Source organism: Herbidospora mongoliensis (assembly GCF_001570545.1).
GTDB classification, from domain to species: domain Bacteria; phylum Actinomycetota; class Actinomycetes; order Streptosporangiales; family Streptosporangiaceae; genus Herbidospora; species Herbidospora mongoliensis.
Window position 1 is genome coordinate 409,957 of the sequence record NZ_BBXD01000011.1, and the last position, 25,537, is coordinate 435,493.

At 70.6% G+C, this 25,537-nt stretch carries 18 protein-coding genes; 10 read left to right on the plus strand and 8 right to left on the minus strand.

From position 1 onward, the window contains the following. Nucleotides 1–22: 22 nt before the first annotated feature. The 3 genes from AW272_RS13425 to cydB all read left to right on the plus strand — a co-directional run bounded on the left by AW272_RS13425 (nt 23) and on the right by cydB (nt 3,687). The gene (locus AW272_RS13425) at nt 23–880 is read left to right on the plus strand and encodes an SAM-dependent methyltransferase (RefSeq protein ID WP_066364227.1); all 858 of its coding nucleotides are present in this window, start codon (nt 23–25) and stop codon (nt 878–880) included. Nucleotides 881–1,336: 456 nt separating this feature from the next. Further along, entirely contained in the window at nt 1,337–2,767 is a 1,431-nt protein-coding gene (locus AW272_RS13430; RefSeq protein WP_066364229.1) for a cytochrome ubiquinol oxidase subunit I, read from the plus strand. 11 nt (nt 2,768–2,778) lie between these two features. Continuing rightward, on the plus strand, nt 2,779–3,687 hold the full coding sequence (gene cydB, locus AW272_RS13435) for a cytochrome d ubiquinol oxidase subunit II (protein ID WP_066364232.1): 909 nt from the start codon (nt 2,779–2,781) through the stop codon (nt 3,685–3,687). Here the strand turns inward: cydB and cutA are convergent. The 5 genes from cutA to AW272_RS13460 all read right to left on the minus strand — a co-directional run bounded on the left by cutA (nt 3,624) and on the right by AW272_RS13460 (nt 10,409). Next, on the minus strand, nt 3,624–6,047 hold the full coding sequence (gene cutA, locus AW272_RS13440; RefSeq protein ID WP_066364235.1) for an aerobic carbon-monoxide dehydrogenase large subunit: 2,424 nt from the start codon (nt 6,045–6,047) through the stop codon (nt 3,624–3,626). The two genes, cydB and cutA, sit on opposite strands and share 64 nt — an antisense overlap. Next, the gene (locus AW272_RS13445; RefSeq protein WP_066364237.1) at nt 6,044–6,520 is read right to left on the minus strand and encodes a (2Fe-2S)-binding protein; all 477 of its coding nucleotides are present in this window, start codon (nt 6,518–6,520) and stop codon (nt 6,044–6,046) included. The genes cutA and AW272_RS13445 overlap by 4 nt, the downstream gene beginning before the upstream one ends. Then, entirely contained in the window at nt 6,513–7,325 is an 813-nt protein-coding gene (locus AW272_RS13450; RefSeq protein ID WP_066364238.1) for an FAD binding domain-containing protein, read from the minus strand. Before AW272_RS13450 ends, AW272_RS13445 begins: the two co-directional genes overlap by 8 nt. Continuing rightward, entirely contained in the window at nt 7,322–8,644 is a 1,323-nt protein-coding gene (locus AW272_RS13455) for a uracil-xanthine permease family protein (protein WP_066364239.1), read from the minus strand. Before AW272_RS13455 ends, AW272_RS13450 begins: the two co-directional genes overlap by 4 nt. Nucleotides 8,645–8,798: 154 nt before the next feature. After that, nucleotides 8,799–10,409 (minus strand): PucR family transcriptional regulator, encoded by a 1,611-nt coding sequence (locus tag AW272_RS13460; protein ID WP_083958272.1) that lies wholly within the window; start codon nt 10,407–10,409, stop codon nt 8,799–8,801. Nucleotides 10,410–10,574: 165 nt separating this feature from the next. On the opposite strand from AW272_RS13460, the gene AW272_RS13465 reads away from it, so the two are divergent. From AW272_RS13465 to AW272_RS13480, 4 genes are all read left to right on the plus strand, one after another. Continuing rightward, a complete protein-coding gene (locus tag AW272_RS13465) occupies nt 10,575–11,477 on the plus strand; it encodes an oxamate carbamoyltransferase subunit AllH family protein (RefSeq protein WP_066364241.1) in 903 nt (300 codons plus the stop codon). Beyond that, nucleotides 11,474–14,281 carry a bifunctional FdrA/YlbE family protein gene (locus AW272_RS45000; protein WP_245657510.1) on the plus strand — a complete coding sequence of 936 codons (2,808 nt, stop codon included), beginning with the start codon at nt 11,474–11,476 and terminating at the stop codon, nt 14,279–14,281. The genes AW272_RS13465 and AW272_RS45000 overlap by 4 nt, the downstream gene beginning before the upstream one ends. A 98-nt stretch (nt 14,282–14,379) precedes the next feature. Continuing rightward, complete coding sequence (locus AW272_RS13475) at nt 14,380–16,401, plus strand: serine/threonine-protein kinase (RefSeq protein WP_066364243.1); 2,022 nt, start codon at nt 14,380–14,382, stop codon at nt 16,399–16,401. Nucleotides 16,402–16,444: 43 nt separating this feature from the next. After that, nucleotides 16,445–17,698, plus strand: coding sequence for an MFS transporter (locus AW272_RS13480; protein ID WP_066364245.1), 1,254 nt, complete (start codon nt 16,445–16,447; stop codon nt 17,696–17,698). A gap of 23 nt (nt 17,699–17,721) precedes the next feature. Here the strand turns inward: AW272_RS13480 and AW272_RS13485 are convergent, their stop codons facing one another. From AW272_RS13485 to AW272_RS13495, 3 genes are all read right to left on the minus strand, one after another. Then, nucleotides 17,722–19,317: a bifunctional 3'-5' exonuclease/DNA polymerase gene (locus AW272_RS13485; protein ID WP_083958274.1), complete on the minus strand. Its 1,596-nt coding sequence runs from the start codon at nt 19,315–19,317 to the stop codon at nt 17,722–17,724. 164 nt (nt 19,318–19,481) lie between these two features. Next, nucleotides 19,482–20,993, minus strand: a complete 1,512-nt coding sequence (locus tag AW272_RS13490; RefSeq protein ID WP_066364248.1) for a metallophosphoesterase family protein — start codon at nt 20,991–20,993, stop codon at nt 19,482–19,484. 20 nt (nt 20,994–21,013) lie between these two features. Then, a complete protein-coding gene (locus AW272_RS13495) occupies nt 21,014–22,513 on the minus strand; it encodes an FAD-binding oxidoreductase (RefSeq protein WP_066364249.1) in 1,500 nt (499 codons plus the stop codon). 91 nt (nt 22,514–22,604) lie between these two features. Here AW272_RS13495 and AW272_RS13500 point away from each other — a divergent pair, with 91 nt between their 5' ends. The 3 genes from AW272_RS13500 to AW272_RS13510 all read left to right on the plus strand — a co-directional run bounded on the left by AW272_RS13500 (nt 22,605) and on the right by AW272_RS13510 (nt 25,517). Continuing rightward, the gene (locus AW272_RS13500) at nt 22,605–24,104 is read left to right on the plus strand and encodes a glycerol-3-phosphate dehydrogenase/oxidase (RefSeq protein ID WP_066364250.1); all 1,500 of its coding nucleotides are present in this window, start codon (nt 22,605–22,607) and stop codon (nt 24,102–24,104) included. 102 nt (nt 24,105–24,206) lie between these two features. Continuing rightward, nucleotides 24,207–25,085 (plus strand): sucrase ferredoxin, encoded by an 879-nt coding sequence (locus tag AW272_RS13505; protein ID WP_245657512.1) that lies wholly within the window; start codon nt 24,207–24,209, stop codon nt 25,083–25,085. 117 nt (nt 25,086–25,202) lie between these two features. Then, nucleotides 25,203–25,517 (plus strand): WhiB family transcriptional regulator, encoded by a 315-nt coding sequence (locus AW272_RS13510; RefSeq protein ID WP_083958275.1) that lies wholly within the window; start codon nt 25,203–25,205, stop codon nt 25,515–25,517. The last annotated feature ends 20 nt before the right edge of the window (nt 25,518–25,537 follow it).

Sequence of the window (25,537 nt, forward strand, 5' to 3'; positions counted from 1 at the left end):
AGGAACACCGAGGGAGAACACAATGGCCGGTTTCGGCGACGGTTTACGGGCATCATCGATCGGCGACGCCCCGCCCCTCACGCGAATCGACCCGACGATCCCCCATCCGGCCCGCGTCTACGACTACCTCCTGGGCGGCAAAGACCACTTCGCCTCCGACCGCGAGGCGGGCGAGCAGCTCATCAAGCTCTCACCCGGCACCCGCGAGGGCGTGCGCGCCCACCGCCACTTCCTCCGCCGGGCCGTACGCCATCTCGCCGGCGAGGCCGGCATCACCCAGTTCCTGGACATCGGCACCGGCATCCCCACCCAGGGGAACACCCACGAGATCGCCCAGGGCATCAACCCCGAGGCCCGCGTGGTGTACGTGGACAACGACCCCATCGTCCTGGTCCACGGACGCGCCCTGCTGACGAGCAGCGAAGAGGGGCGGACCACGGTGATCGAGGCCGATCTGCGCGACCCGGAGAGCATCCTCGCGCATCCGCAGGTCAACGCGATCCTCGACTTCACCCGGCCGGTGGCGATCATCATGGCCGGCGTCCTGCACTTCGTCACCGACGACGACAAGCCCGGCGAACTGGTCGAGCGGTACAAGGCTGCCGTGCCGTCGGGCAGCCATCTGCTGCTGTCGCACATCACGCTCGACTTCGCCCCTCAGGTGGCCGAGGGCGAGTTCACCAAGCCCTACGACAAGGGCCCGGCCTCGATGGTCCCGCGCACTCACGCACAGGTGAACGAATTCTTCCAGGACTGGACGTTCCTCGCTCCCGGCCTCGTCGAAGTCGTCACGTGGCGGCCGGACGAGAACGAATACCAGGAGCCGATTCCCGGTGGCGGCCACGCGTGGGCGTACGGCGGAGTGGCCGTGAAGCCGTAATTCATTACTCGCATTTGATAAGTACCGTCAGAATTCTCTGTTCGCCTGACACCCGTCGGCGGCGACAGCCCGCATCCGCGCTCATCCGGATGGGCCGAGGCGTTCCCGCCGCCGACGGAGCCGTCGAGGACGGCCGTCCCCCGCGCGAGGTACCGGCGAATCAGCCCAGCGGCGGACGCCCCGCAAGCCCCCGGGCCCGGATCATTCGATGTCGTAAGGATCCCGTGGAGACAGGGCGTGCGTCCCTGTCGCCCGGGACACCCGGGGCGGCATTCTCGTAGACGCAACGGGGGTTGTGAGCACCGGGATCCGGGGGTTGGGAGAGCTCCGGATCCCGGTCTTCCACGTCATGTGACGAAGATCGCAGTACTCACGGGGCTTCGAGCTCTACAACCCGTAGTACTACTTGAAGTAGAACTACACCCTGTAGAGCTCAGGCATCCCGTAGGGGGGACCATGGACGCTTTGGACCTAGCGCGGTGGCAGTTCGGGATCACCACCGTCTATCACTTTCTCTTCGTACCGCTGACGATCGGCCTCGGGGTGTTCGTCGCCGGTCTGCAGACCGCTTGGTACCGCACGGGCAAAGAGCACTACCTGACGCTGACGAAGTTCTTCGGCAAGTTGTTCCTGATCAACTTCGCGATGGGTGTGGTCACCGGCATCGTGCAGGAGTTCCAGTTCGGGATGAACTGGAGCGAGTATTCGATCTTCGTGGGGGACGTCTTCGGGGCGCCGCTGGCGCTGGAGGCGCTGCTGGCGTTCTTCCTGGAGTCGACGTTCCTGGGGCTGTGGATCTTCGGGTGGGACAAGCTGCCCAAGAAGCTCCACCTGGCCACGATCTGGGCGGCGGTCATCGGGTCGAACCTGTCGGCCTACTTCATCCTGGCCGCGAACGCCTGGATGAAGCACCCCGTCGGCTACGAGGTCGTCGACGGCAGGGCGCGGATGACCGACCTGTGGGCGGTGCTGACCAACTCGACCGCGCTCGCGCAGGTCCCCCACGTGGTGGCCGGGTCGTTCGTGGTGGCGGGCGGGTTCGTGCTGGCGGTGGCCGGCTACCGGATCCTGCGGGAGCGCAACGTCACCGGGCTGCTCCCCCGGAAGAAGGACTTCCTCGACACCACCACGCCCATGCGGCGCGGGGTGGACATGTGGCGGGCGGCGCTGCGCGGCGCACTGGTCATGACGGCCATCGCGGGGGCGATCGTCGCGATCACGGGCGACATGTCGGGGCAGCTCCTGCACGAGCAGCAGCCGATGAAGCTGGCCGCCGCCGAGGGGCTGCGGCACGACACCGCGGGGGCGGCGTTCTCACCGGTGCCGGGCATCGAGGTCCCCAACCTGCTGAGCCTGCTCTCCGCGCACGACCCCAACGCGGTCGTCCAGGGCATCGACGACATCAACCAGCGCCTCGTGACCCAGTTCGGGCCCGGCGACTACACGCCGAACCTGCCGGTCGTCTACCTGTCGTTCCGCGTGATGATCGTGTTCGGCCTGGCCACGGTCGGGCTGGCCTTCCTCGGGCTGTTCCTGACCCGGGGACGCGGCCGGAAGGCGCGGCCGGTGCCGAGCTGGTTCGCCCGGCTCTGCGTGCTGGCGCTGCCGCTGCCGATCGCGGCGATCATCTCCGGCTGGCTGCTGAGCGAGATCGGGCGGCAGCCCTGGACCGTCCAGGGTGAGCTGCTCACCGCGGCGAGCGTGTCGCCGGGCGTCAGCCTGGCCGAGGTCGCGATCTCGCTGGCGCTGTTCACCGTGGTCTACGGCGTGCTGACCGTCGCCGAGATCGTCCTGCTGGTCCGGCACGTGAAGGCGGGGCCGGACGAACCGGTGCCCGCCGTCGTGGAGACCGAGACCGAACGCCGCGTCCCGACTTTGATGTACTGAGGTGCGCTGACATGACCACGTTCTGGTTCATCGTGATCGCCTTCCTCTGGACGGGCTACTTCGTCCTGGAGGGCTTCGACTTCGGGGTCGGCGCGCTGATGCCGCTCCTGGCCCGCGGCGAGGCCGAACGCCGCCAGGTGCTGCGGACCATCGGCCCCGTCTGGGACGGCAACGAGGTGTGGCTGATCACCGCGATCGGCGCCATGTTCGCCGCCTTCCCCGCCTGGTACGCCGGGTTCCTCAGCGGGTTCTACCTGGCCGCCGTGATGGTGGTGCTGGGCCTGATCGTGCGCGGCGTGGGCCTCGAGTGGCGCGGCAAGGTGCGCGCCAAGGAGGTGCCGCTGGTCGACGCCGCGATCGTGACCGGGAGCGTGCTGCCGGCCTTCCTGTGGGGGGCGATCTTCGGCAACGTGCTGTTCGGCTCGGCGTTCGCCACCGTCATGGGCGGGCTGCTGTCGCTCGGGCTCGCGCTGGTGCACGGCGCCGTGTTCGTCGCGCTCAAGACCAGGGGCCCGGTCCGGTCCCGCGCCCGCGAGATGGGCTGGGTCCTGGGCGTGATACTCGTCCCGGTCGTGGCGTTCGCCCTGTGGCGCATGGGCGCCTGGCCGGCTTACGGCGCGATGGCGACGTACGCGGCCGGGGTCGCGCTGCTCTGGGCGGGCCGGGAGGCCTGGGCGTTCGCCTGCACCGCGGTCACGATCGCGCTGACCACCGCCTCGCTGTTCCTCGCGCTCTACCCGGAGCCCCTTCCGGGGCTCACGGTCGAGTCGGCGGCGTCGGCGCCGTACACCCTCACGGTCCTCACGTGGATCGGCGTGCTCGCGCTCCCGGGGGTCATCGCCTACCAGGCGTGGACCTACTGGGTGTTCCGCAAGCGGCTGACCGCTCCGGAGGTCCTGCTGGAGTCGCGCAGCGCGTAGAGGTCGGACGGGGAGATCGGCATCCGGTCGATGACGATCTTCTCGGCGTCCTCGATCGCGCCTGCGATGACAGCGGAGACCGGGATGACCCCGGCCTCGCCGGCCCCTTTGATGCCCAGGGGGTTGAGCGGGGACGGGGTCTCCAAATGATCCGTCTCGATGAAGGGGATCTCGGTGACGTAGGGCATCAGGAAGTCCATGAACGAGGCGTTCAGCAGCTGGCCGTGCTCGTCGTAGACCATCTTCTCGTAGAGCGCCCCGCCGACGCCCTGGGCGACGCCGCCGTGGATCTGCCCCTCGACCAGCATCGGGTTGATCATCTTGCCGCAGTCGTGGACGACGGCGTACCGGAGAATCTTTATCTCGGCCGTGTCGGGGTCGGTCTCGACGATGGCGGCGTGCATGCCCGACGCGAACGTCGAGCGCACCGGCGAGTAGTAGTCCTTGCCCTCCAGGCCCGGCTCCTGGCCCTCCGCGACGGGGGGTTTGTCCATGCTGCCGGAGGTGGCGAACTGGGTGGCGCGCTTGGCCTCCTCGTCGAAGGCGTAGCGCAGCGGGTTGGACAGCACCGCGACGGTGGCGAGCGGGATCGAGGCGCTGGGCGCGCCCACGACGTGCACCATGCCGTCGGTGATCTCCAGGTCGGCCGGGTCGGCCTCCAGCGCGTCGGCGGCGATCCGCAGCGCCTTCTCCTTGACCTTCCGGCACGCGAGCGCGATGGCGTTGCCGCTCATCACGGCGGCCCGCGAGGCGAACGTGCCGACGGCGTAGCCGAACCGCCGGGTGTCCCCGGTGACGACCGACACCTTCTCGATCGGCACGCCGAGCTCGGTCGCGGCGATCTGGGCGAACACCGTCTCGTGGCCCTGCCCCTGTGAGGTGAGCCCGGTGGAGACGTGGACCCGCCCGTCGGAGGTCACCTGGACGTGGCCGCCCTCGTAGGGACCGACGCCCGTACCCTCGACGTAGCAGCCGACCCCGATGCCCAGCTTCCGGCCCTCCTCCGCGGCCTTCGACTGCATCAGAGGGAACTCGTCCCACCCGATCAGGTCCTTCAGCTTGCGCAACGACTCGGGGTAGTCGCCGCTGTCGTAGATCAGCGGGCGGCCGTCCTGGAAGATCATCTGCTGGTCGTAGGGGAACTCGTCGGGCTGGATGAAATTGGCGGCCCTGACAAGAGTCCGGTCCTTGCCCAGGTACTGGGCGATCTTGTCCATCGTGCGTTCCATGCAGAAGACGCCCTGCGGACGCCCGGCGCCCCGATAGGGGGTGACCTGCACGGTGTTGGTGTAGACGGAGAAGAACTCGACCCGGTAGGAGCCGATCTTGTACGGCCCCAGCAACTGCGTCGAGGTGATGATCGGCACGATGATGCCGTAGGGCGTGTAGGCGCCGTGGTCGTGCAGGATCTCGACGTCGAGCCCGAGGACGTGGCCCTCGTCGTCGAACCCCACCTTGACGTGCTGGACCTGGGCCCGCTCGTGGGCCGAGGAGATGAAGTGCTCCCGCCGGTCCTCGCTCCACTTGACCTCGCGGTTCAGCAGGATGGCCGCCCACGGGACCAGGATCTCCTCCGGCCACGGGTGCACGATCTTCACCCCGAACCCGCCGCCGACGTCGGGCGCGATGACCTCGACCTTCGGCAGGGGCAGCCCGAGCTTGGCCGCGATGGCCATCCGGACGCTGGTGGAGGTCTGGGTGGAGCTGTAGACGCGCAGGGACCTGTCGTCCGCGTCCCAGCGGGCGTACACCCCCTTGCCCTCCATCGGCATGCAGGCCGACCGCTCGATGTCGAGCCGGAACTCCAGCGTGTGGGGGGCGGCGGCGATGACGTCACGAGTGGCACGACCGTCCTTGGCCGCCACCTCCTGGATCATGTGCGCACCGATGTTGCCGGGCACGTCCTCGTGCACCAGGTTGGGCCCGCTGACGGCGGTCTCCAGCCCGACGACCGGCTTCAGGAACTCGTAGGAGACCTGGATACGCTCGCAGACGTCCTCGGCGATGTAGCGGTCGGTCGCGACGACCATGACGATCGGCTCGCCGACGTGCCTGACGACGTCCTTGGCCAGGCAGTAGGCGGTGCGGCCGTGGGTGAGCGCCGGGTGCGGGATCAGCAGCGGCAGCGGCTCGCGCACGCCCGCCGGCAGGTCCTCCCACGTGTAGATCGCGACCAGGCCCTCGACGTCGATCGCGTCGTCGACGTCGATGCCGGTGATGAGGGCGTGCGCGTGCGGCGACCGCACGAACGCCACGGCGAGCGCGTTCGCGCCGAGGTCGTCGAGATAGCGGCCGTTCCCGGCGACGAGCCGGGCGTCCTCCCTGCGGCGGACCGGTTCGCCGAACAGCTTGGTGGTCACGAGCCCTCCTCGGCCAGCAGTTCGGCGGCGCGGTGCACCGATTTCACGATGTTCTGATAACCCGTGCACCGGCACAGGTTCCCCGAGACCGCCTCGATCACGTCGTCGTCGGAAGGCGCGGGATGGTCACGCAGGAACGCGGTCGCCGTGGTCAGGAACCCGGGCGTGCAGAACCCGCACTGGAGCCCGTGACACTCGGCGAACCCCCGCTGAACGGCCGACAGCTCGCCGTCCTTGGCCAGCCCCTCGACGGTGGTCACCTCATGCCCGGCCACCGACACGGCGAAAGTGAGACACGACCGCACCGGCTGCCCGTCGAGCAGCACCGTGCAGGCCCCGCAGACCCCGTGCTCACACCCGACGTGGGTCCCGGTCAGCCCGAGATCATGCCGGAGGAAGTCGCTCAGCAGCCGCCGCGCGGGCACCCGCGCCTCGCGCGGCACCCCGTTCACGATCAGCGAGACGTCATGCATCGGCGGCCGCCTTGAGAGCCCGTTCGGTCAGCACTCCGGTGAGGTGCCGTCGATAGTCGGCTGTGGCGTGGATGTCTGCCTCCGGATCGATCTGGTCCTGTACGAGTTCCGCCGCCCGCTTCCAGTCACCCTCGGCCTCGGTGACGTCGACCACCACGGGCACCGCCCCGACGCTCAGACAGGCGACCTTCGCGTGATCGGGAGCGACCAGCGCCGCGACCCCCGCCATGGCGTAGTCGCCGTGCCTGCGGGCGACCTCCAGGATCGCGGTCCCGCCCCGGGCCGACGGGAAGAACACCGAGACGGCCAGTTCGCCGGTACGCAGCGACGACTCCATCGGCCCGACGAAGAACTCCCCGGCCGGGATGTCACGTTCCCCTTCGGGCCCGCGCACCCGGACCGAACCGTCGAGCAGCGCCAGCACGGCCGGCATCTCGGCGGCCGGGTCGGCGTGCACGATGCTCCCGACCGTGGTCCCCCGGTTCCGCACCGCCGGATGGGCCACCAGCCGCAGCGCCTCCCGCACGAGCGGCTGCGCGGCGTGGGCCGTCTCGCTCGCCTCGACCTCGGCGTGCCGGGCCAGCGCGCCGACCCGGACTCCCCCGGGCTCGGCGGTGATCTCGGCGAGCCCGGCGACGTGGTTGATGTCGACCAGGTGACCGGGCGCGGCGAGCCGCATGTTCATGAGCGGGATCAGGCTCTGGCCCCCGGCCAGCACCTTCCCGTCGGCTCCCGCCGCGGCGAGGGCCTCGACGGCCTCGGCCACCGTGGCGGGAGCGTGATAGACGAACGACGGAGGTTTCACGAAACCGTTCTACTCCCGGAAAGAGCTCTCAAGAGGTGATATCCGCCCAGGACGACGATCGTCCCGAACGCGATCCCCGCGAGGGAGAAGTCGCCGGCGACCTGATGGGTGACCGGACCGATGGCCAGAATGATGCCCGCGCCGATCGGAACCATGTTGACGGGGTCGGCGAAGTCGACCCGGTTCTCGACCCAGATCTTGGCGCCGAGGAGCCCGATCATTCCGTACAGAATGACCGTCACGCCACCGAGAACGCCGCCCGGGATGGCGTAGACGAGCTGGCCGAACTTGGGCACCAGTCCGAGCAGGATCGCGATGACGGCGGCGATGTAGTAGGCCAGCGTCGAATAGACCCTGGTGGCGGCCATGACACCGATGTTCTCGGCGTAAGTGGTGGTGGGCGAGCCGCCGACGGCCGAGGTGATCACGGTGGCGACGCCGTCGCCGATGATGGCCTTGCCCATGACGGGGTCGACGTCGGTGCCGGTCATCTCGCCGACGGCCTTGACGTGCCCGATGTTCTCGGCGATGAGAGCGATGACCGCCGGGAGCACCAGGATGATGGCCGAGAGCTGGAACGAGGGCGCGTGGAAGTTGGGCAGTCCGAACCAGCTGGCCTGCTCCACGCCGTCGAAGTTGACGCGGAAGTGGGTGGTGATCTTGCCCGTGCCGTCGGGCGCGGTGATCTGGCCGAAGATCAGGTCGGCGCCCCAGGACAGCAGGAAGCCGATGACCAGGCCGAGCAGGATGCCGAGCCGGCCGATGAACCCCCGGAAGGTCGCGATGATCACGAAGACGACGAGCATCGTGAGGAACGCGATCCAGTGGTCCTGCGGCCAGTAGATGTCGGCCACCACATAGGCGAGACCGAATCCGATGAGCATGACGACCGCGCCGGTCACGACCGGCGGGAAGATCTTGTTGATCGTCTCGACGCCCATGTAGTGGATGACGACACCACACAGCGCCAGCACCACACCCGCGACCAGGATGGCGCCGGTGATCACGGCCGGCGAGCCGCCTGAGGCGGTGATCGCCAGCGCGCCGCCGACGAACGACGCCGACGTGCCGAGATAGCTGGGGACCTTCCCGTTCACGATGAGCAGGAAGATGATCGTGGCGACGCCGCTCATCATCACGGCGACGTTGGGGTCGAGCCCCATCACAACAGGGAACACGAACGTGGCGCCGAACATCGCGATGACGTGCTGGGCGCCGAACCCGATCATGCGCGGCCAGGACAGCCGTTCATCCGGTTTGACGACCTCGCCGGGAGCGAGGCTGCCCTTTTCTCCGTGTACCTTCCACCCGAAAGCCATGTAAGCCCCTCTACTACGGGCCGACATCTGGTGGCCACCCCGCGGGCATCCCAGCGCGGCAAATCTTTCATCAGCCCTTCTACCTGGGCTGTTGCGGGCAGATTAGGCCCGTGATCGTCGTAGCACACGGGCAGCATCTGCCAAACAACCAGGGTCAGATGCCGCGCATATTGAGGACATGGAGCGCCAACGTGAGGTTGAGCCGCAGGTGGGCGTCTTCGGTGAAGTTGCCGAGCAGGCGTTCGAGCTTTCCGATGCGGTAGCGCAGGGTGTTGTAGTGGAAGTGCAGCCGCCGGGCCGTCTCCGCGACGTTGAGATTGGTCTCCAGCAGCACGTGGAGGGTGCGCCGCAGGTCGGCGTTCTCGGCGTCGTCGTCGCTGGCCAGGGCGCCGAGGGTCTCCCGGACGAACGAGTGCAGCTCGGCCGTGTCGTTGACGAGTGACAGCAGCCGGTAGACGCCCAGCTGGTCGAAGTGGGCGACCGCGCCGTTGCCGTGGAGCTGGCGGCCCACCCGGGCGGCCTTGAGCGCCTGCCCGTAGGCGTCGGCGAGCCCTTCGGCGCCGGAGGCGATCCTGCTCATGCCGGTCGAGAAGCTGCAGTCGGTGAACGACGACTGCGCGGTGGCGGCCAGCCGGGTCGTGTCGACCCCGGCGCCGACGATGACGACGACCTCGTGGGAGAACCCGGCGACCGCGCCGCGCGGGTCGTGGCGGCGGACGGCGGCCTGCCAGACGGCCAGCAGCCGGTCCTGGGCGGTGCGCTCGTCGCTCTCGGGGTCGAGTTCGGCGACGATGACGCTGACGGGGCGTTCCAGGTCCCAGCCGAAGGCCTTGGCCCGCTCGGCGATGCGCCCGCCGCCCCGGCCGGTGAGCACGTCGCGCAGGAAGTCGGCGCGGTATTTGCTCTCGACCGCGTTGACGGCCTCCTGCTTGGTGATGACGAGCGCGGCCACGGTCGCGGCCCGCTCCAGGATGCGGATGTCGCTCTCCCGCAGGGTCCCGGCCTGGCTGAAGGCGACGATCCGGCCATGGTGGTGCCCGCCGGCCACTATCGGCACGACGGCGTAGTGGCCGTCGGCCCGCACCATCGGCTCGGGCTGGTCGCGGCCCGGCCCGCTGATCAGATAGGCCTCCCGCAGCATCCCGACCTGCTCGGAACCCCCGGCGGCGGCCAGGGTGGCGCCGGAGACGTCCATGGCGGCGACGGCGACCTCCAGCAGCCCGGCCACCTCGGCGGTCACCTCGCGCATGCCCCCGCCGGCCAGCACGATCTGGACGAGCCCCCGGTGGGCGTCCTCGGCGCGGGCGAGGATGGCGGCCTGCCGGTTGAGGATGTCGGTGAGAACCTGATTGAGGATGTCATCGAATCCAACATCGTTAGGCAGGATGATCAGCGGGAAGCCCAGCCGGTCGGCCTGCTCGATCATCTCGGCGGGCAGTTCGTCGAGATATCGGCCCAGCTTGATGGCGAGTGCCGCCAGTCCGCGTTCGTCAAGATCCGCCACAAGGCGGCCCAGCGACTGGGGAGTGTTCCTGAGCGGGTAGCCGGTCGTGAGCAACAGCTCGTTGGGCTTCACCCACGCCAGGATGTCGGGGACCTCCATGACGTTGAGACGTTGGACGATGCGGTCGAGCCCGGTCTTCCCGGCGATGAGCCGTGCCCCCGCGAGGGTCGACACTCCCAGGACCTCTCCGACGGCCACTCCGTGGATGATCGTTCCGGTGCTTGCCAGCCGCATCGCGGGTGCCGCGGGATCCGTCGTCATGGTGCGCTCCGGGGGAATTTGTGCGTTCTCAGCAAATTGTGCCCGACTGGGCGACTGTCAGGAAGAGCCAAGCATTTGGCCGACTGTTGGCAGATTTCCCCGTACGGACCCCGGGGGTCCCGTTCTAGCGTCCCTTCTAATGGGGGTTCTGACGATGGAGGACTCGTGGCTGTAGGTACCCGCCCTCGAAGCCGCCGCCCGGTGCAGACGGCGCAACCCGAGGTCACGTACCTGTCAGGGGCCGCCGCCACCAGTCTCCGGCCGCTGCTGGAGGCGCCGCGCCGGCCCGCCCGCGTGCTGGCCGCGTTCCCGATGGCGGTCTACCTGGAGGTGCGGACCGACACCGAGCCGCGTGTCCTCGCACTCGTGACCGGAGAGGCTACCCGGTTGCCCAACGCCGTTGTACTCGCCGGACCGCTCGAGGGATTCGCGGCCGGCGACGACGCGTGGGTCGGCGACGGGGTCGTCGAGGCCGGTGGCCGGGCCGTCCGGGTCCGCCGCTGGTGGGACCCGGCTCCCGTCCTGGGTCCCCTTTCCTGTACGGACCTCGCGACCACCCTCCCCGTCCTCTCCGACATCTGCGCCACCTCCCACAGACGGCCCGGCCTCGACGGCGGCGGCGCGTCCGCGCTGCTGGCGGCCGGCTGCCACCAGGGTTCGCTCGTCGACGCGATCACCGCGGCCGAGCAGCTCATGGGCCTCGGGCCCGGCCTCACCCCCAGCGGCGACGACATGCTCGCCGGGCTCCTGGTGACGCTGCGCGCCGTCGGCTCGGCGGCCGGGGTCGGCAGGGCCGTGTGGCTGGCCGACTGGCTCGCGGCGGCGGTCACCTTCGACGCCCGTACGAGGACCACCCCGATCTCCGCGACCCTGCTGCACTGCGCGGCGCGCGGCGAGGCGGGCCTGGAGACCATCGCGGTCCTGCGCGGCCTCACCGGCCGCCAGCCGCTGGAACCTGCCGTGCACCGTCTGCTCCGGCTGGGGCACACCTCGGGCGCCGACCTGGCGTGGGGGATCCGGACGGGAGTGTCGGCCGTGCTCGAACTTCGCGAGAGGGACGCTGAGTGAACCTGGTGGAGATCCGGCCCGGGGTCTATCACGACTCGGTCAGCCTGATGAGGGTCAGCCAGGCGCTGACCGGCCGCCCGGGGGTCGAACTGGCCATCGTGGCCATGGCGACCGCCCTGAACGTGGAACTCGCCCAGGACGCCGGCTTCGACGTGCCCGAGGCGACCTCCGGCGACCTGCTGGTGGCGATCAGGGCCAAGACCGGCGAGGACCTCGGCGAGGCCGCGGCCGACCTGGAGAAACAGCTCACCGCCCGAGCCGAGACCGGCCACCGCGACGAGGCACTCCCCCGGACGATCAAGGCCGCCACCCGCCTGGCCGACCCGTCGGCGATCGTGCTGGTCAGCGTGCCCGGCGAACACGCCTTCACCGAGGCGATGGAGGCGGTCGACAGCGGCCACTCCGTGATGATCTTCAGCGACAACGTGCCGGTGGCGCTGGAGGTGACCCTGAAGGACCTCGCTCGTGAGCGAGGCGTCCTGGTCATGGGCCCCGACTGCGGCACCGCCATCGTCGGCGGCGCGGGCCTCGGCTTCGCCAACGTGGTACGCCCCGGCAAGGTCGGCGTGGTCGCCGCCTCCGGCACCGGCGCCCAGCAGCTCACCTCGCTGCTCGACCTGGCCGGAGTGGGCGTCAGCCACGTGCTCGGCGTCGGCGGCCGGGACCTGTCCGCCGACGTGGCCGGTCGATCGACGTTGCAGGCCCTCTCCGCGCTGAACGCCGACCCCGCGACCGAACTCATCGTCGTCATCTCCAAGCCCCCGAACCCGGACGTGGCCGCCCGCCTCGCCGAGGCCATCGCCCAGAGCCCCAAGCCGGTCATCACGGCCCTGCTCGGCGAAGGCCAGCCCGACCTGACCACGGCGGCCGAGTCGGTCCTGCGCGCCGTCGGCGCCGAGATCCCGGCATGGCCGAGCTGGCCCGGGAACACCGAGGCCGGAACCGGCCCCCTGCGCGGCCTCTACTCCGGCGGCACCCTGTGCACCGAGGCCCGCCTGATCGCGGCGGGCGCGGGCGAGTTCACCGACTACGGCGACGACGAGTACACCGTCGGCCGCGCCCACCCCATGATCGACCCCGCCCTCCGGCTGGAGGCCCTGGACGCGGTGACGGAAGGCGTGGCCCTCCTCGACGTGGTCCTGGGCCACGGCTCCGACCCCGATCCGGCCGGTTCCCTCGCGAGCGCCATCGCCGCGGCGAAGTCGCGCGGTGTGGCCGTCGTGGTCGCTCTCGTCGGTACGGAAGGCGACCCCCAGAACCTTCAGGCCCAGGCCGCCCGGCTGTTCGAAGCGGGCGCCGAGGTCTACACGTCGAACGCCCAGGCAGCCCGACGGGCCGCAGCCCTCGCGGGCGTGGCCGTCGCCACCCCGGCCGAGACCGGGGCCACCCCCGACCGCGAAACTCAGGGCGGGTGGGCTGGGCATCCTCTGGCCATGCTCTCGGCGGAGCCTTCGGTCATCTCTGTCGGCGCATCGATTCTGGCTGAAGCTCTCGATCAGCAGGCCGTTGCCCACACCCCGGTCGACTGGCGGCCCCCCGTCCAGGGCGTGGCCGCCGACCTGGCAGCCGTCATGGCCGATCCCCGTCGGCGGGCCGCCAACGAGAAGGCCGTCGGCAGGCTGCTGGCCGCCCGGCCGCACCTCGTCGGCGTCAAGCGCGCGGGTGACGTACTGGATCTTCCCAAGGGCACGTTCTTCCACGCCGGACCTCCCATCGAGTGGGAACGCGCCTCCGGCCCCATGAGGGGCGCGCTGATCGGCGGGATGCTGTTCGAGGGGCTCGCGGCCGATGCCGAGGACGCCGAGCGGAAGCTCGCCGCCGGGGAGGTCAAGCTCGACTCCTGCCATCACCACCGGACCGTCGGCCCCATGGCGGGCGTCGTCTCGCCGTCCATGTGGATGCTGGAGGTGCACGACGCCGAGAACGGCGGCACCGCCTACTGCTCCCTCAACGAGGGCCTCGGCAAGGTCCTCAGGTACGGCGCCTACGGGCCCGAGGTGATCGAGCGGCTCAGGTGGATGGGCGACGTCCTCGGGCCCGCCCTGGCCGAGGTGATGAAGCTCACCGGCCCGCTCGACCTGCGGAACCTGATCGCGCAGGCGCTCCAGATGGGCGACGAGCTCCACAACCGCAACCGCGCCGCGACCTCCCTCATGGTCAGGGAACTGGCCCCCGCCATCGTGGACGCCGTCCCGAACCAGGCCTCCGAGGTGCTCAGGTTCATCAACGGCAACGACCACTTCTTCCTCAACGCCGGCATGGCGGCAGGGAAGGTCGCCGCCGACGCGGCGAGGGACGTCCCCGGCTCGACGATGGTCGTCGCGATGGCCAGGAACGGCACCGACTTCGGCATCCAGGTCTCCGGCCTCGGCGACCGCTGGTTCACCGGCCCGGCCGGTGTGCCCGACGGTCTCTACCTCGGCGCCTACGGTCCCGACGACGCCAACCCCGACATCGGCGACTCCACCATCACCGAGACGGTCGGCCTGGGCGGCTTCTCGATGGCGGCGGCGCCGGCGATCGTCCGGTTCGTGGGCGGCGACGTCGCGGACGCGATCGCGGCCACCACGGCCATGTACGAGATCACGCTCGCCGAGCACCCCGTCTACCAGATCCCGGGTCTCGGGTTCCGGGGAACTCCGGCGGGGATCGATGTCACACTGGTCACTCGGACCTCGGTGCTGCCGGTAGTCAATACGGGTATCGCTGGGCGGCTCGCCGGAACAGGGCAGGTCGGAGCGGGTCTGGTGAGTCCTCCGATGGAGGCTTTCACCGCCGCGCTGGCCGCTTTGGCCCGCGTTTAATTCCCTTTGACGCGGGTTTGACCCTAAAATCGGGGGCCAACCTCAGAAATCGTGCGGGCTTTTCCGCGCGGCCCGGACGAGGAATGGGGATCCGCCTTATGACGACCGACCGCCTGCTCGGTATGGTCCCCGATGGTCAGGGCGGCAGCACGCCCGAGGGGCAGGGCAGGCTCGTCGGCCGACGCTACCGGCTTCTCTCGCCGGTCGGCCGCGGCGGCATGGGAATGGTGTGGCACGCCCACGACGTGCTGCTCGACCGCGACGTCGCGGTCAAGGAGCTGATCCTTCCCTACGGCCTCGACCAGCAGGGCCGCCAGACCGCCCACACGCGCATGCTCCGCGAGGCCCGTTCGGCCGCGCGGCTGAGCCACCCGGGCATCGTCACCGTCCACGACGTCGTCGAGGAAGACGGCCGTCCCTGGATCGTGATGGAGCTGGTCCGGGCCTGGTCGCTGGAGCAGGCGGTGCGCCAGAGCGGGCCGCTGCCGGTCGTCCAGGCCGCCGAGATCGGCATAAGGGTCCTCGACGCCCTCCGGCACGCCCACGCCGCGGGCATACTCCACCGTGACGTCAAGCCCGGCAACGTGCTGCTGACGGCCGACCGGGTGGTGCTCACCGACTTCGGCATCGCCGCGATCGAGGGCGACGTCTCGATCACCCACCCGGGGCTCCTGATGGGCTCGCCCGCCTACATCCCGCCGGAGCGGCTCCAGGGGCGCCAGATCACGTTCGCGGCCGACCTGTGGTCGTTCGGCGCCACGCTCTACGCCGCGGTGGAGGGCAGGCCCCCCTACGAGGGGCCCGACGCCGTGGCCGTGCTGGGCGCGGTGCTGACCCAGGAACCCAACCGGCCCGGCCGCGCGGGCGCGCTGATGCCCGTCATCGAGGGCCTGCTGCGCAAGAACCCGGCCGACCGGCTGCCCGCCGCGCAGATCTCCGAGATGCTGGAGAACGTGCTGCGCCAGCACGGCGTGGGCGTCCGCCCGGCCAGCCCCGTCGGCCCGCCCGCGCCCTCCCCCGCGCCGACCCCGGCCGACCCGATGCCGGTCCAGATGCTCCCGCCGCTCGACCCGCCGTCGGGCCCCATGCCCTCGCGCATCATCGAGACCCCGTCGGGTCCGGTCCGGGTGCCGTACGACCCCAACAGCCCCTCCGGCGGCTACAACATGGGCGTCCAGAAGCCCGACCCGCTGAGCAGCCCCACCGGCGACATCGCCACCACGGGCGGCGTGTCGTTCTTCGCCCCGATCACCCCGTCGAAGCCCGGTGGCCCGAGCCGTCCGGCCCCCACCACAGGGCCCAACCAGATGCCTGCCGGTCCGGCCCGCCACGCGGCGGCCTCCGGCGGCTGGCCGATGCCCGAGCAGCGGGAGGCGCCCGACGTCTCCGAGCTGGCCAAGGAGATGCGCACCGGGAACCTGTTCGACCGGCCCGGCGAGAAGGGCGCCCCCGACAGGGGGGCCGCGCCGCGTCCCTCACGGCGCCGACGCGAACCCGACGACGACGGGGGCGGCAGCCGCAGCAGCCTGCTCGCGGTGGTCGCGGCCGTGGCCGTGATCGCCGTGATCGTGCTGGTGCTGCTGATCATGGTGCCGGGCGACGGCACACCGGCCGAGCCGCAGGGCCGTCCGGCGAACTCCGGGACCGGCCAGGCCGCCGACCCCACCGAACCCGACGTGCCGGCCTCTCCCGAGGGCGAGCTGCCCGAGGGCTACCGCAACCACACGGCGGGCAACGTCACCGTGGCCGTCCCCGACACCTGGAAGGTCGCCGCCCAAGACGGCGCGGTCGTGCTGACCGGCCCGAAGGACAGCGGCCAGAGCGGCCTGATCGAGGAGATCCCCGACGGCGACCTGGCGGCGCTGAAGGTGACCGAGGCCAAGGCGTCGTTCGAGGAGTACACCCAGCTCGCGCTGGCCCAGGTCGACTACCGCTGGCCGGCCTCCGAATGGGAGTACACCCACCGGAACGAGGCGAACGTGACGGTCCACACGGCCGTCCGCTACGTCACGGTCGACGGCCGCTCCTACGCGGTGACGTTCACCGCGCCCGACTACGACTGGACCGAGAGCGCCGCGAACGTCCGCGCGACCCTGTGGAGCTCGTTCAGCCCGGCATAAAATCAGCTTTAAGGCCTGTCATGAGCCATGCCAGACTTCGCTCATGACAGCGATCCCCCTCGCATCCCACCAGAAGGTTCAGCGCCGGACACTCGGGGTGCTCTCGGCGGTCCAGATCGTCTCCGGGGTCGGGATCGCCGTGATGCTCGCGCTGAGTTCCCTGACCGTGTACGAACTGTCCGGCTCCGAGGCGATCAGCGGCCTGGCCGGCACGGCCGCGGTGCTGGGCACGGCGTTGATGGCGCTCCCGGCAGCCAGGGCCGCCGACGGCGGCGGCCGCAGGGCGGGCCTGTCCCTCGCCTACGGCACGGCGCTCCTCGGCTGCCTGGCGGCGGTGGCGTCGATCGAGCTGGTGTCGTGGCCGCTGCTGCTGGTCTCGCTGGTGCTGGTCGGTGCGGGCAGCGCGGGGAACCTGTCGGCCCGGTACGCCGCCACCGACCTGGCGCCACCCGGCCAGACCGCCCGCCACCTGTCGCTGGTCGTCTGGGCCGCCACGATCGGCAGCGTCGCGGGCCCCAACCTGGCCGACCCGGCCGACGGCCTCGGCATGGATCTCGGGCTGAACCACTCGGCCGGGCCGTTCGCGCTGGCCGCCCTCGCGTTCGCGGTCGCCCTCGTGGTGATCAACGCGGGGCTGCGGCCCGACCCGCTGCTGCTGGCCCGGCAGGGCCGTGAGGTGACCGTCGCCCGCAAGCGGCAGCCGCTCCGGGCGGCGGTGGAGACCGTGAAGGCCAGCCCGGCGGCCCGGATCGGGCTGCTGACGATCGCGTCCGGGCACACCGCGATGGTGTCGGTGATGTCGATGACGCCGGTCCACCTCGACCACGGGCACGCCGGCATCTCGGTCATCGGGATGGTGCTGAGCCTGCACATCGCCGGGATGTTCATGTTCTCGCCGCTGGTCGGCTGGGCCGCCGACCGGTTCGGCCGGGCCCTGGTCGCCACGGCGGGCATGGGGATCCTGGTCGCGGCCGGGCTGCTGGCCGCCTTCGGCGGGCACAACGTGCCGGTGATCACCGCCGGGCTGATCCTGCTGGGGCTCGGCTGGTCGTGCACGCTGGTGTCGGGGTCGGCGCTGCTCACCGAAGCGGTGGAGATCGACCGCCGCCCGGCCGTACAGGGCCTGTCCGACCTGACGATGAACGTCTGCGGCGCGGCCGGCGCGCTGGTGGCCGGGGCGATCGTCGGCGTGGTGTCCTACCTGGCGCTCGGCGTGATCACGGCGGCGCTGACCGGCGTCACCGGGGTGGTCATTTGGCGTCGGCGCGGCACCACGTCGCTGAAGAGCCCGGCGTAGTCACCGCCGGGCCGACCGAACGTTCACTTGGCGTCGGCGTAACACGTCACGGCCACCGCGTCCATCGGGAACCTGACCGGGGTCGCGCCGAACAGCAGCCGGGTCGCCTCCTCCGCGCTCGCCCCGATCGCGGCGGCCACCTCGGGGGCCTGCTCCTGCGGGCAGTGCACCATGACCTCGTCGTGCTGGAAGAACACCAGCTTGGCCGGGCCCCTCAGCCGCCCGCGCAGCACGGCCATCAGCGTGAGCGCCCACTCGGCGGCGGTGGCCTGGACGACGAAGTTCCTGGTGAACCGGCCCCGGTCGCGGGCCGTCCTGCCCCCGTCGGGGCCGGAGACGATCGCCCGCCAGCGGTCGGACGGCGGCGGGCTGGTGCGGCCCAGCCACGACCTGACCACCCTGCCCTCCTCGCCGGCGCGGGCGGCGTCTTCGACGAACGCGTAGGCCTGGGGGAACCGGTTGCGCATCACGGCCAGCAGTTTGGGGGCGTCGCCGCTGGTGCCGCCGTACATGGCCGACAGCATGGCGATCTTGGCGGCGTCGCGCTGGCCGCCGAACGCCTGCGCGAGGGCGGCGTAGAGGTCGATCTCCCCGGCGGCCCGGGCCAGCCCGCGGTCTCCGGCCATCGCGGCCAGCACGCGCGGTTCGAGCTGGGCCGCGTCGGCGACGACGAGCGTCCAGCCGTCGTCGGCCACCACGGCTCTGCGCATCACCTTCGGGATCTGGAGCGCGCCTCCCCCGCTGGTCGCCCACCGGCCGCTGACGACGCCGCCCACGACGTATTCGGTGCGGAAGCGGTTCTCGCGCACCCACTGGTCGGCCCACACCCAGCCGTGGAAGCTGAACAGCCGGGCCAGTTCCTTGTACGCCAGCAGCGGCGCCACCCCCGGATGGTCGACCTCCTTCAGCACGTGGGACCGGGTCGACGCCACCGGCACCCCGGCCGCTTTGAACGCCTTCACGATCTGCTGCGGCGAGTCGGGGTTGAACGGTGTTCCGAACGCCGCCGACACCTGGTCGGCCAGCGCCTGCAATTTGGCCGGCCGCATCCCGTGGGCCGGGCGAGGGCCGAGCAGCTCGGTCAGCTGGGCCTGGTGCACCGACTCGCGCCACGGCATGCCGTCGTGCCCCATCTCGGCCGCGATCAGCCCCCCGGCCGACTCGGCCGCCACCAGCAGCCGGAACCGCCCGGGTTCCGGCAGGGCCGCGATCCGGGCGGCCTGCGCGGCGGCCACCTCTTCGACGACCGCGACCCCGGTCTCCGGCGCCGGCGGTTCCGGGTCGAACAGCGACCCTTGCGCGATCTCGGGCGCGTCGTGCCGGTCTTCCGGGACGGGCAGCCCGTGCAGCCGCGCGTGGGCCGCCTCGGCCGACCGGGGTTCGCCGTAGCGCCCCTCGGCCGCCAGCAGCAGGTTCTCGGTCAGCGCGACGTCGTGACAGCGCGCCACCCGCACGCCCCTGGCCAGCAGCCCCGGATAGATCCGCCGCGTGTCGGCCCACACCCACCGGGGCGACTCCCCCGCCTCGATCTCACCGACCGCCGGGGCCAGGTCGGTCACCGGGCCGCCGGGCAGCAGTTCGCCACTGCCGTCTTTCGCCCCGGAGACCACTACTTGCACGGTTCCACCCTGCCAGGCCCCACTGACAGTTTCGTTTCCTGCCAGGCATGGCCCGTGCCCGGGGCGCCGGAGGGTGGGCGGGAGCCGTAACGGAAAACGCTATGAGCGGGCCTGAGCGGGCGCGCGGGCCCGCGCCGGTGAGACGACCGCCCCGAAAAAGGGGCTCAGACCAGCGGGATGATGACCTCGTCCTCCATCGGCGGTTCGAGTTCCTGGGCCAGGCAGCCCGTCGCGGCGAAGCAGCGGATGCGCAATACGCCCGGCGAGACCGACACGTGCAGGAAGCTCTTGAAGAACGGCGGGGTGTCCCAGTCGGTCAGCTCGGAGATCCACCGGTGGAAGAAGCGGCCCACCGGCAGGTGGAAGGGCATCGGCCAGCCGCCGAGCAGCCGGGCCGCCCACTTCATCCGAGCGGTGATCTTCACCTCGGGGGTGTCGCGCACCGGCTCGTTGCCGATCCGCCGCGACATCAGCGTCACGGCCTCCTCGGGTGTCAGGTAGAGCCACTTCATCCGCAGCTTCCGCGAGTAGAGGAGGCTGTAGAACGACAGCGAGTCGCCGCGCAGCGGATAGCAGCGGAAGTCGTCTTCGTGCACTTTGTCGACGCGCGGGATCGTGTGGGTGGCGTGCATGAACGCGCCGCCGCCGCCCGAGACGATGTACTGGATCACCCGGCCGTCGACCATGACCGGGAACCGCTGGTGGTTGTGGACGTCGCCGCCGATCGCCGCCACGTAGTTGTGCGCCGGGTTCCGGACGATCTCGTCGACGGTGCCGCCGCCCTCGATGGGGCAGGGTTTGTAGTCGTTGCGCACGTAGATCGGTTTGCCGGTGATGAGCACCTTCGGCCGGGAGTCGGCCGACGACACGTGGCGCAGCCACTCGCCCTGCTCGCGGTCGAGCGAACCGGTGATGCCGGTGTCGATGCCGACCAGCACCAGTTCGCCGAGGTCGAGCACCCAGTAGGGCGCGGGCTGCCTGGCCTCCTGCGTGGGCCGGCCGCGCATCTTCCAGGCCTCGGCGAGGGCGGCCTCGTCGATCGGCTCGGGCTTCTTCCAGAAGATGCCGCGCAGCCCGGCCGGGGACAGCTTGAAGCCCTCGCGCTCGACCGTCAGCGGCTTGGCGCCGCAGAACACCCGCATGAAGCCGCCGAGCCCGTCGTACCAGTCGTGGTTGCCGGGGATGGCGAAGATGGGGGCGTCGTAGTCCTTGAAGGGGCGGAAGAACTTGTCGCAGTAGTCGCTCGCGGCGCCGGTCGGGTAGATCACGTCGCTGGCGATGACCGCGAAGTCGGTCTTCTCGCCCATCTTGAGCAGGCCGGGCACGACGGCGTACTGCGAGGCGTCGCCCTCGCCGGTGTCGCCGATGACGATGAAGGCGTATTCCGAACCCATCTCGCGGACCATCCGGAAGTCGGGGTCGGCGCCGTTCTCCCGCATCGAGGCGACCCAGCGGCGGCGGACCTCCGCGGACGGGTCGCCCAGCACCCCGGCCAGGATCTCGTTGCGCGAGCGCCACAGCGTCTTCGGATGCAACCAGGTGAAGGAGTTCTTGTTGGGACGCAACGCCTGGAAGTTCCCGATCTCCTGGCAGTGCCACCCGGCGCCGCTTTCGGAGATCCGGGAGGAGACCAGCTTCCCGCGCGCGGCCGCAGCCTCGACGCCGATGTCCGCCATGCCGTCAATCTTGCTCGGTTTCAGGGGATCAGGACACCGGGGTTCAGAATCCCTACAGGATCGAGACTTTTCTTGATCGCTCGCATGACGGTGACGCCGACGGGCCCGATCTCGGCGGCGTAGGCGGCCCGGTGGTCGCGGCCGACCCCGTGGTGGTGGGAGATGGTGCCGCCGGCGAGGCCGATCGCCTCGTTGGCCTTGATCTTCGCGGCGTCCCAGCGGGCCAGCGGGTCGTCTCCGGCGGCGGTGGCGACGGTGAAGTAGAGCGACGCGCCGGTCTCGTACACGTGGGAGACGTGGCACATCACGATCGCCCGGCCCAGCGAGGCCTCCAGAGCGAGTTTGACGGCCTCGTAGAGCCGGGGCAGCCCCGACCAGTGGGTGGCGGTCTCCAGCGTCTCCACGGTCGCTCCGGCGGCGATGAGCGCGTCGCGCAGGTAGGGACCGGCGTAACGGCCTTCGGCCCAGCGTTCGGCGGGCTCGGCCCCGAAGTGGTCGGCGCCGGGGAACGTCGGGGGTTCGCCCTGTTCGTACCCGATGACCATCAGGCAGCCCGAACCGCCGCCGATCATGGTCTCGGTCTCGTCGGACAGGCGGAGCACCGCCGGGAGCCGCCGTTCCTGGGCCAGTGCGCGCATCGCGTCGCGCCCGACCTGGAACGACGGGAACCGCCAGGCGTCCCACCGCCGCCGCGCCGGAAGGCGGCGCACCCGCAGCCGCATCGAGGTGATCACCCCGAAGGCGCCCTCGGAGCCGAGGACGAGGTGGCGCAGATCCGGCCCGGCCGCCGACCGGGGAGCGCGGCCCAGCTCCAGATCGCCGACCGGCGTGGCCACGGTCAGCCCCTCGACCATGTCGTCGAACCGCCCGTATCCGGCCGAGGCCTGCCCGGACGACCGCGCGGCGGCGAACCCGCCGAGGGTGGCGTACTCCCACGACTGGGGGAAGTGCCCCAGGGTGAGCCCGTGCCCGTTGAGCAGTTCCTCGGCCTGCGGCCCGCGCAGCCCCGGCTGGAGCTCGGCCAGCATCGACTCCTCGTCGACCGACACCAGTTTGTCGAGCCGCCGCAGGTCGAGCGCGACGACCCCGGCGAACACGTCGCGCTGCGCCGTGACTCCCCCGACGACGGACGTCCCGCCGCCGAAGGGCACCACCGCGACCTTCTCGGCGGTGCAGACGCGCAGCACCTCGGCGATCTCGTGGTGGGATCCCGGCAGCAGGACTGCGTCCGGGGCGTCGGAACCGTCCCCCATGCGCATCTTCAGCAGATCTGATGTGGATTTGCCCCTCGTGTGGCGGATGCGAGCATCAGCATCGGTACGCACATGCTCTGCGCCTACGATGGAGCGCAACGAGGCCAGCACGAAGGGTGACAGCTCGGCTGCGGGGAGCCGAACATCGCCGAAGCCCGCCGGTTCGCCGGTGGGAGGGGTGACGCCCAGCGCCTCCGTGAGCAGCTCCCGCACGGCGGGGTCGAGCCCGACCGCCTTGCCGGGATCACCCCAGCCCGACCAGAGCATGGGCTGCACGGGGGTTCTCGGAGTCTCCACAGGATGCCGCCCTCTCGCTAGGTTACCCAAGGGTAAAGCCCGACCCGATCAAGGAACCTCCATGGAGTCTTCGCTCAACGCCGTCCGCCGCGCCCACGATCTCGAAGACGCGCGGGACGAGGTCGCCGACCTGCTCGTCATCGGTCTCGGCGCCACGGGGGCGGGGGTCGCGCTCGACGCGGCCGCACGCGGGCTGTCGGTGGTCGCCGTCGACGCCCACGACCTGGCGTTCGGAACCTCCCGCTGGAGTTCGAAACTCATCCACGGCGGCCTGCGCTACCTGGCCACCGGCCGGATCGGGCTGGCCAGGGAGAGCGCGGCCGAACGCGACCTGCTGCTCCGGCACATCGCGCCCCACCTGGTGAAGGCGCAGCCCTTCCTGATGCCGCTCACCCCGGCGGTCTCGGCGGCGACGGCCAGGAAACTGATGACCGGCTACCGGCTCGGCGACCTCCTGCGCGCCGCCGCGGGCACCCCGAAGAAGCTCGTGCCGGGCCCGTCGCGGCTCGGCGCGGGCGCGGCGCTCGACCTGGTCCCGGCACTGGCCGCCGACGGGTTACGGGGCGCGCTGCGCTCCTACGACGGCCGGGTGGTCGACGACGCGCGCCTGGTCGTGGCGCTGGCCCGGACCGCCGCCGGGCACGGCGCGCGGGTGCTGACCCGCTGCCGGGCGCTCGGCCTGGCCGGTGACGGCGCCGAGGTGCGCGACGAACTGTCCGGCGAGACGTTCACGATCAAGGCCAGAGTGGTGGTGAACGCCACGGGCGTGTGGGCCGGCGAACTGGCCCCCGAGATCGCGCTGCGCCCCTCGCGCGGCACCCACCTGGTGCTCCGGGAAGACACGCTGGGCCCGCTGAAAGCCGGCCTGCACGTGCCGATCCCGGGCGAGACGAGCCGGTTCCTGCTGGTACTGCCGCAGAGCGACGGCCATGTCCTGGTCGGGCTGACCGACGAGCCGGTCGAGGGGCCGGTGCCGGATGTGGCCGACGTACCGGAGAGCGACGTCGCGTCCCTGCTGGGCACGCTCAACAGCGTGCTGGCGACCCACGTCACCCGTGAGCAGGTCGCGGGCGCCTACGCGGGGCTGCGCCCCCTGATCGACGCCGGTACCGGCCGGACCGCCGACCTGTCCAGGCGCCACGCGGTGCTGAAGGGCAAGGACGGCGTCATCACCGTGGTCGGCGGCAAGCTCACCACCTACCGGCGGATGGCCGAGGACGCCGTCGACGCGGCCTGCCCGCAGGCCCGGCGCAGCACGACCGCGCGGCTCCCGCTCGTCGGCGCCACGCCGCGTGGCGTCAGGGCGCCGTGGCGGCTGGTCGAGCGCTACGGCTCCGAGGCGGAGGACATCACCGCATTGATCGAGACCAACCGGGCGCTCGGCGCGAAGGTCATCCCCGGCGGCGCCACGACCTGGGCCGAACTGGTCTGGGCGGTCCGCCACGAAGGGGCGCTGGACGAACACGACCTTCTGGACCGGCGTACCAGGATCGGGCTGATTCCGGAAGACCGCCTATCGGCCTTGAAAGTGGCACGCCACGTTCTGTCACTCGAGACCTGAACGTTTGACAGCATCGTCTAAGGTTAGGATTACCTAATCTGAGATGATCACGAAGGACGGATAGGGGCAATGAGCAAGGGGTGCGACCACGCCGGTGGGGCGATGCACACGGGCGAGGCGCCCGTGCTCGCCAGTGCGACGGTGGGCGCCCGCCGCTGGCTCCTCATCGAACACAACGGCCCCTGGGCGGCCTACCTGCCCGAATGCCGCCTCCCGCAGAGCGTGCTGGCCCTCATCGACCGCGCCACCGCCCTCGGCATCCGTTCGCAGCTCATCCGCCGGCCCGACCGTGAGACCACTCAGGGACCCAAACCGCTGCACGTTTTCGTCGGATCCTCCACCGGAAAAGACCCCTGGCTTGCGGAAGCCTGGCTCGACCATCCAGACGATCTTGACCTGGGCGCACTTGTGGACGGAGCGCTTCCCGAGTCCTGCATACTTGTGAGTGAGCCGGTATTTCTGGTCTGCACGCACGCCAAGCGCAACGCGTGCTGCGCCCGCTTTGGTCTCCCGATCGCGAGATCACTCTCCCGGAAGCAGCCCGGGAATGTGTGGGAAACCACACATGTTGGTGGCGATCGATACGCCGCCAACCTCGTGTGCTTGCCACACGGGCTTTACTACGGCAGCATGTCTGAGGCTGCCGCGATCGTGGCAGCAGGCGCCTACCGTGACGGCAAGATCGTTCTTGACCGTTTCCGGGGGCGCGCGGGTCTCCCTGAGCCATCGCAAGCCGCCGAGCATTTTGTCCGGTCACACACGGGCGAGCTCTCGGTCGGCGGAGTGGCCGTGGAATCCTCCCGGTCGGAAGGTGACTCCACCGTGTGCGTTGTGCAAACCAACGCGCCTGGTGGAACGTCCCGTTTTCGGGTAGTGGTCGAGCCTTCGGTGTTCGCGGCACCGTGTGGGTTCGCCTGCGCCGAAGAGATCACGACCTACAGGTTGGCCGAGCTCAAGCAGCTCACCCCAGTGCTGACCTGAGGCTTCGCAAGAAGCTGGGAACACCACGGACGCTCCTTGCGTTGCAAAAGAGGAACCCATAAGCGTCCATTGCGGCACAAACACTGAAATACCTCTTCTCACCAAAGGTGGTTTCTCATGTCTCAGGTACGTCGGCAGCTCGCCCGCCCCCGCCCCAGCTGGGGTTGGCAGGATGATGCCGCGTGCCGGGGAGAGGACCTCGTGCTGTTCTTCGGCCCTGACGGGGAGCGCCAGCCGGAGCGTGACATCCGCGAACGTAAGGCAAAGGCCATCTGTGGTGGTTGCCCGGTCCGCGCGGAGTGTCTTGACTACGCGCTTTCCCGCCCTGAGAAGTACGGCACCTGGGGTGGCCTGAACGAAGACGAGCGCGCCTCCGAGCGTCGCCGTCGGATGCGTCGCGCCGCGAGCGCCGGCATCAGCGCCGTCGCCTAAGCGCATCGCCACCCTCCCCG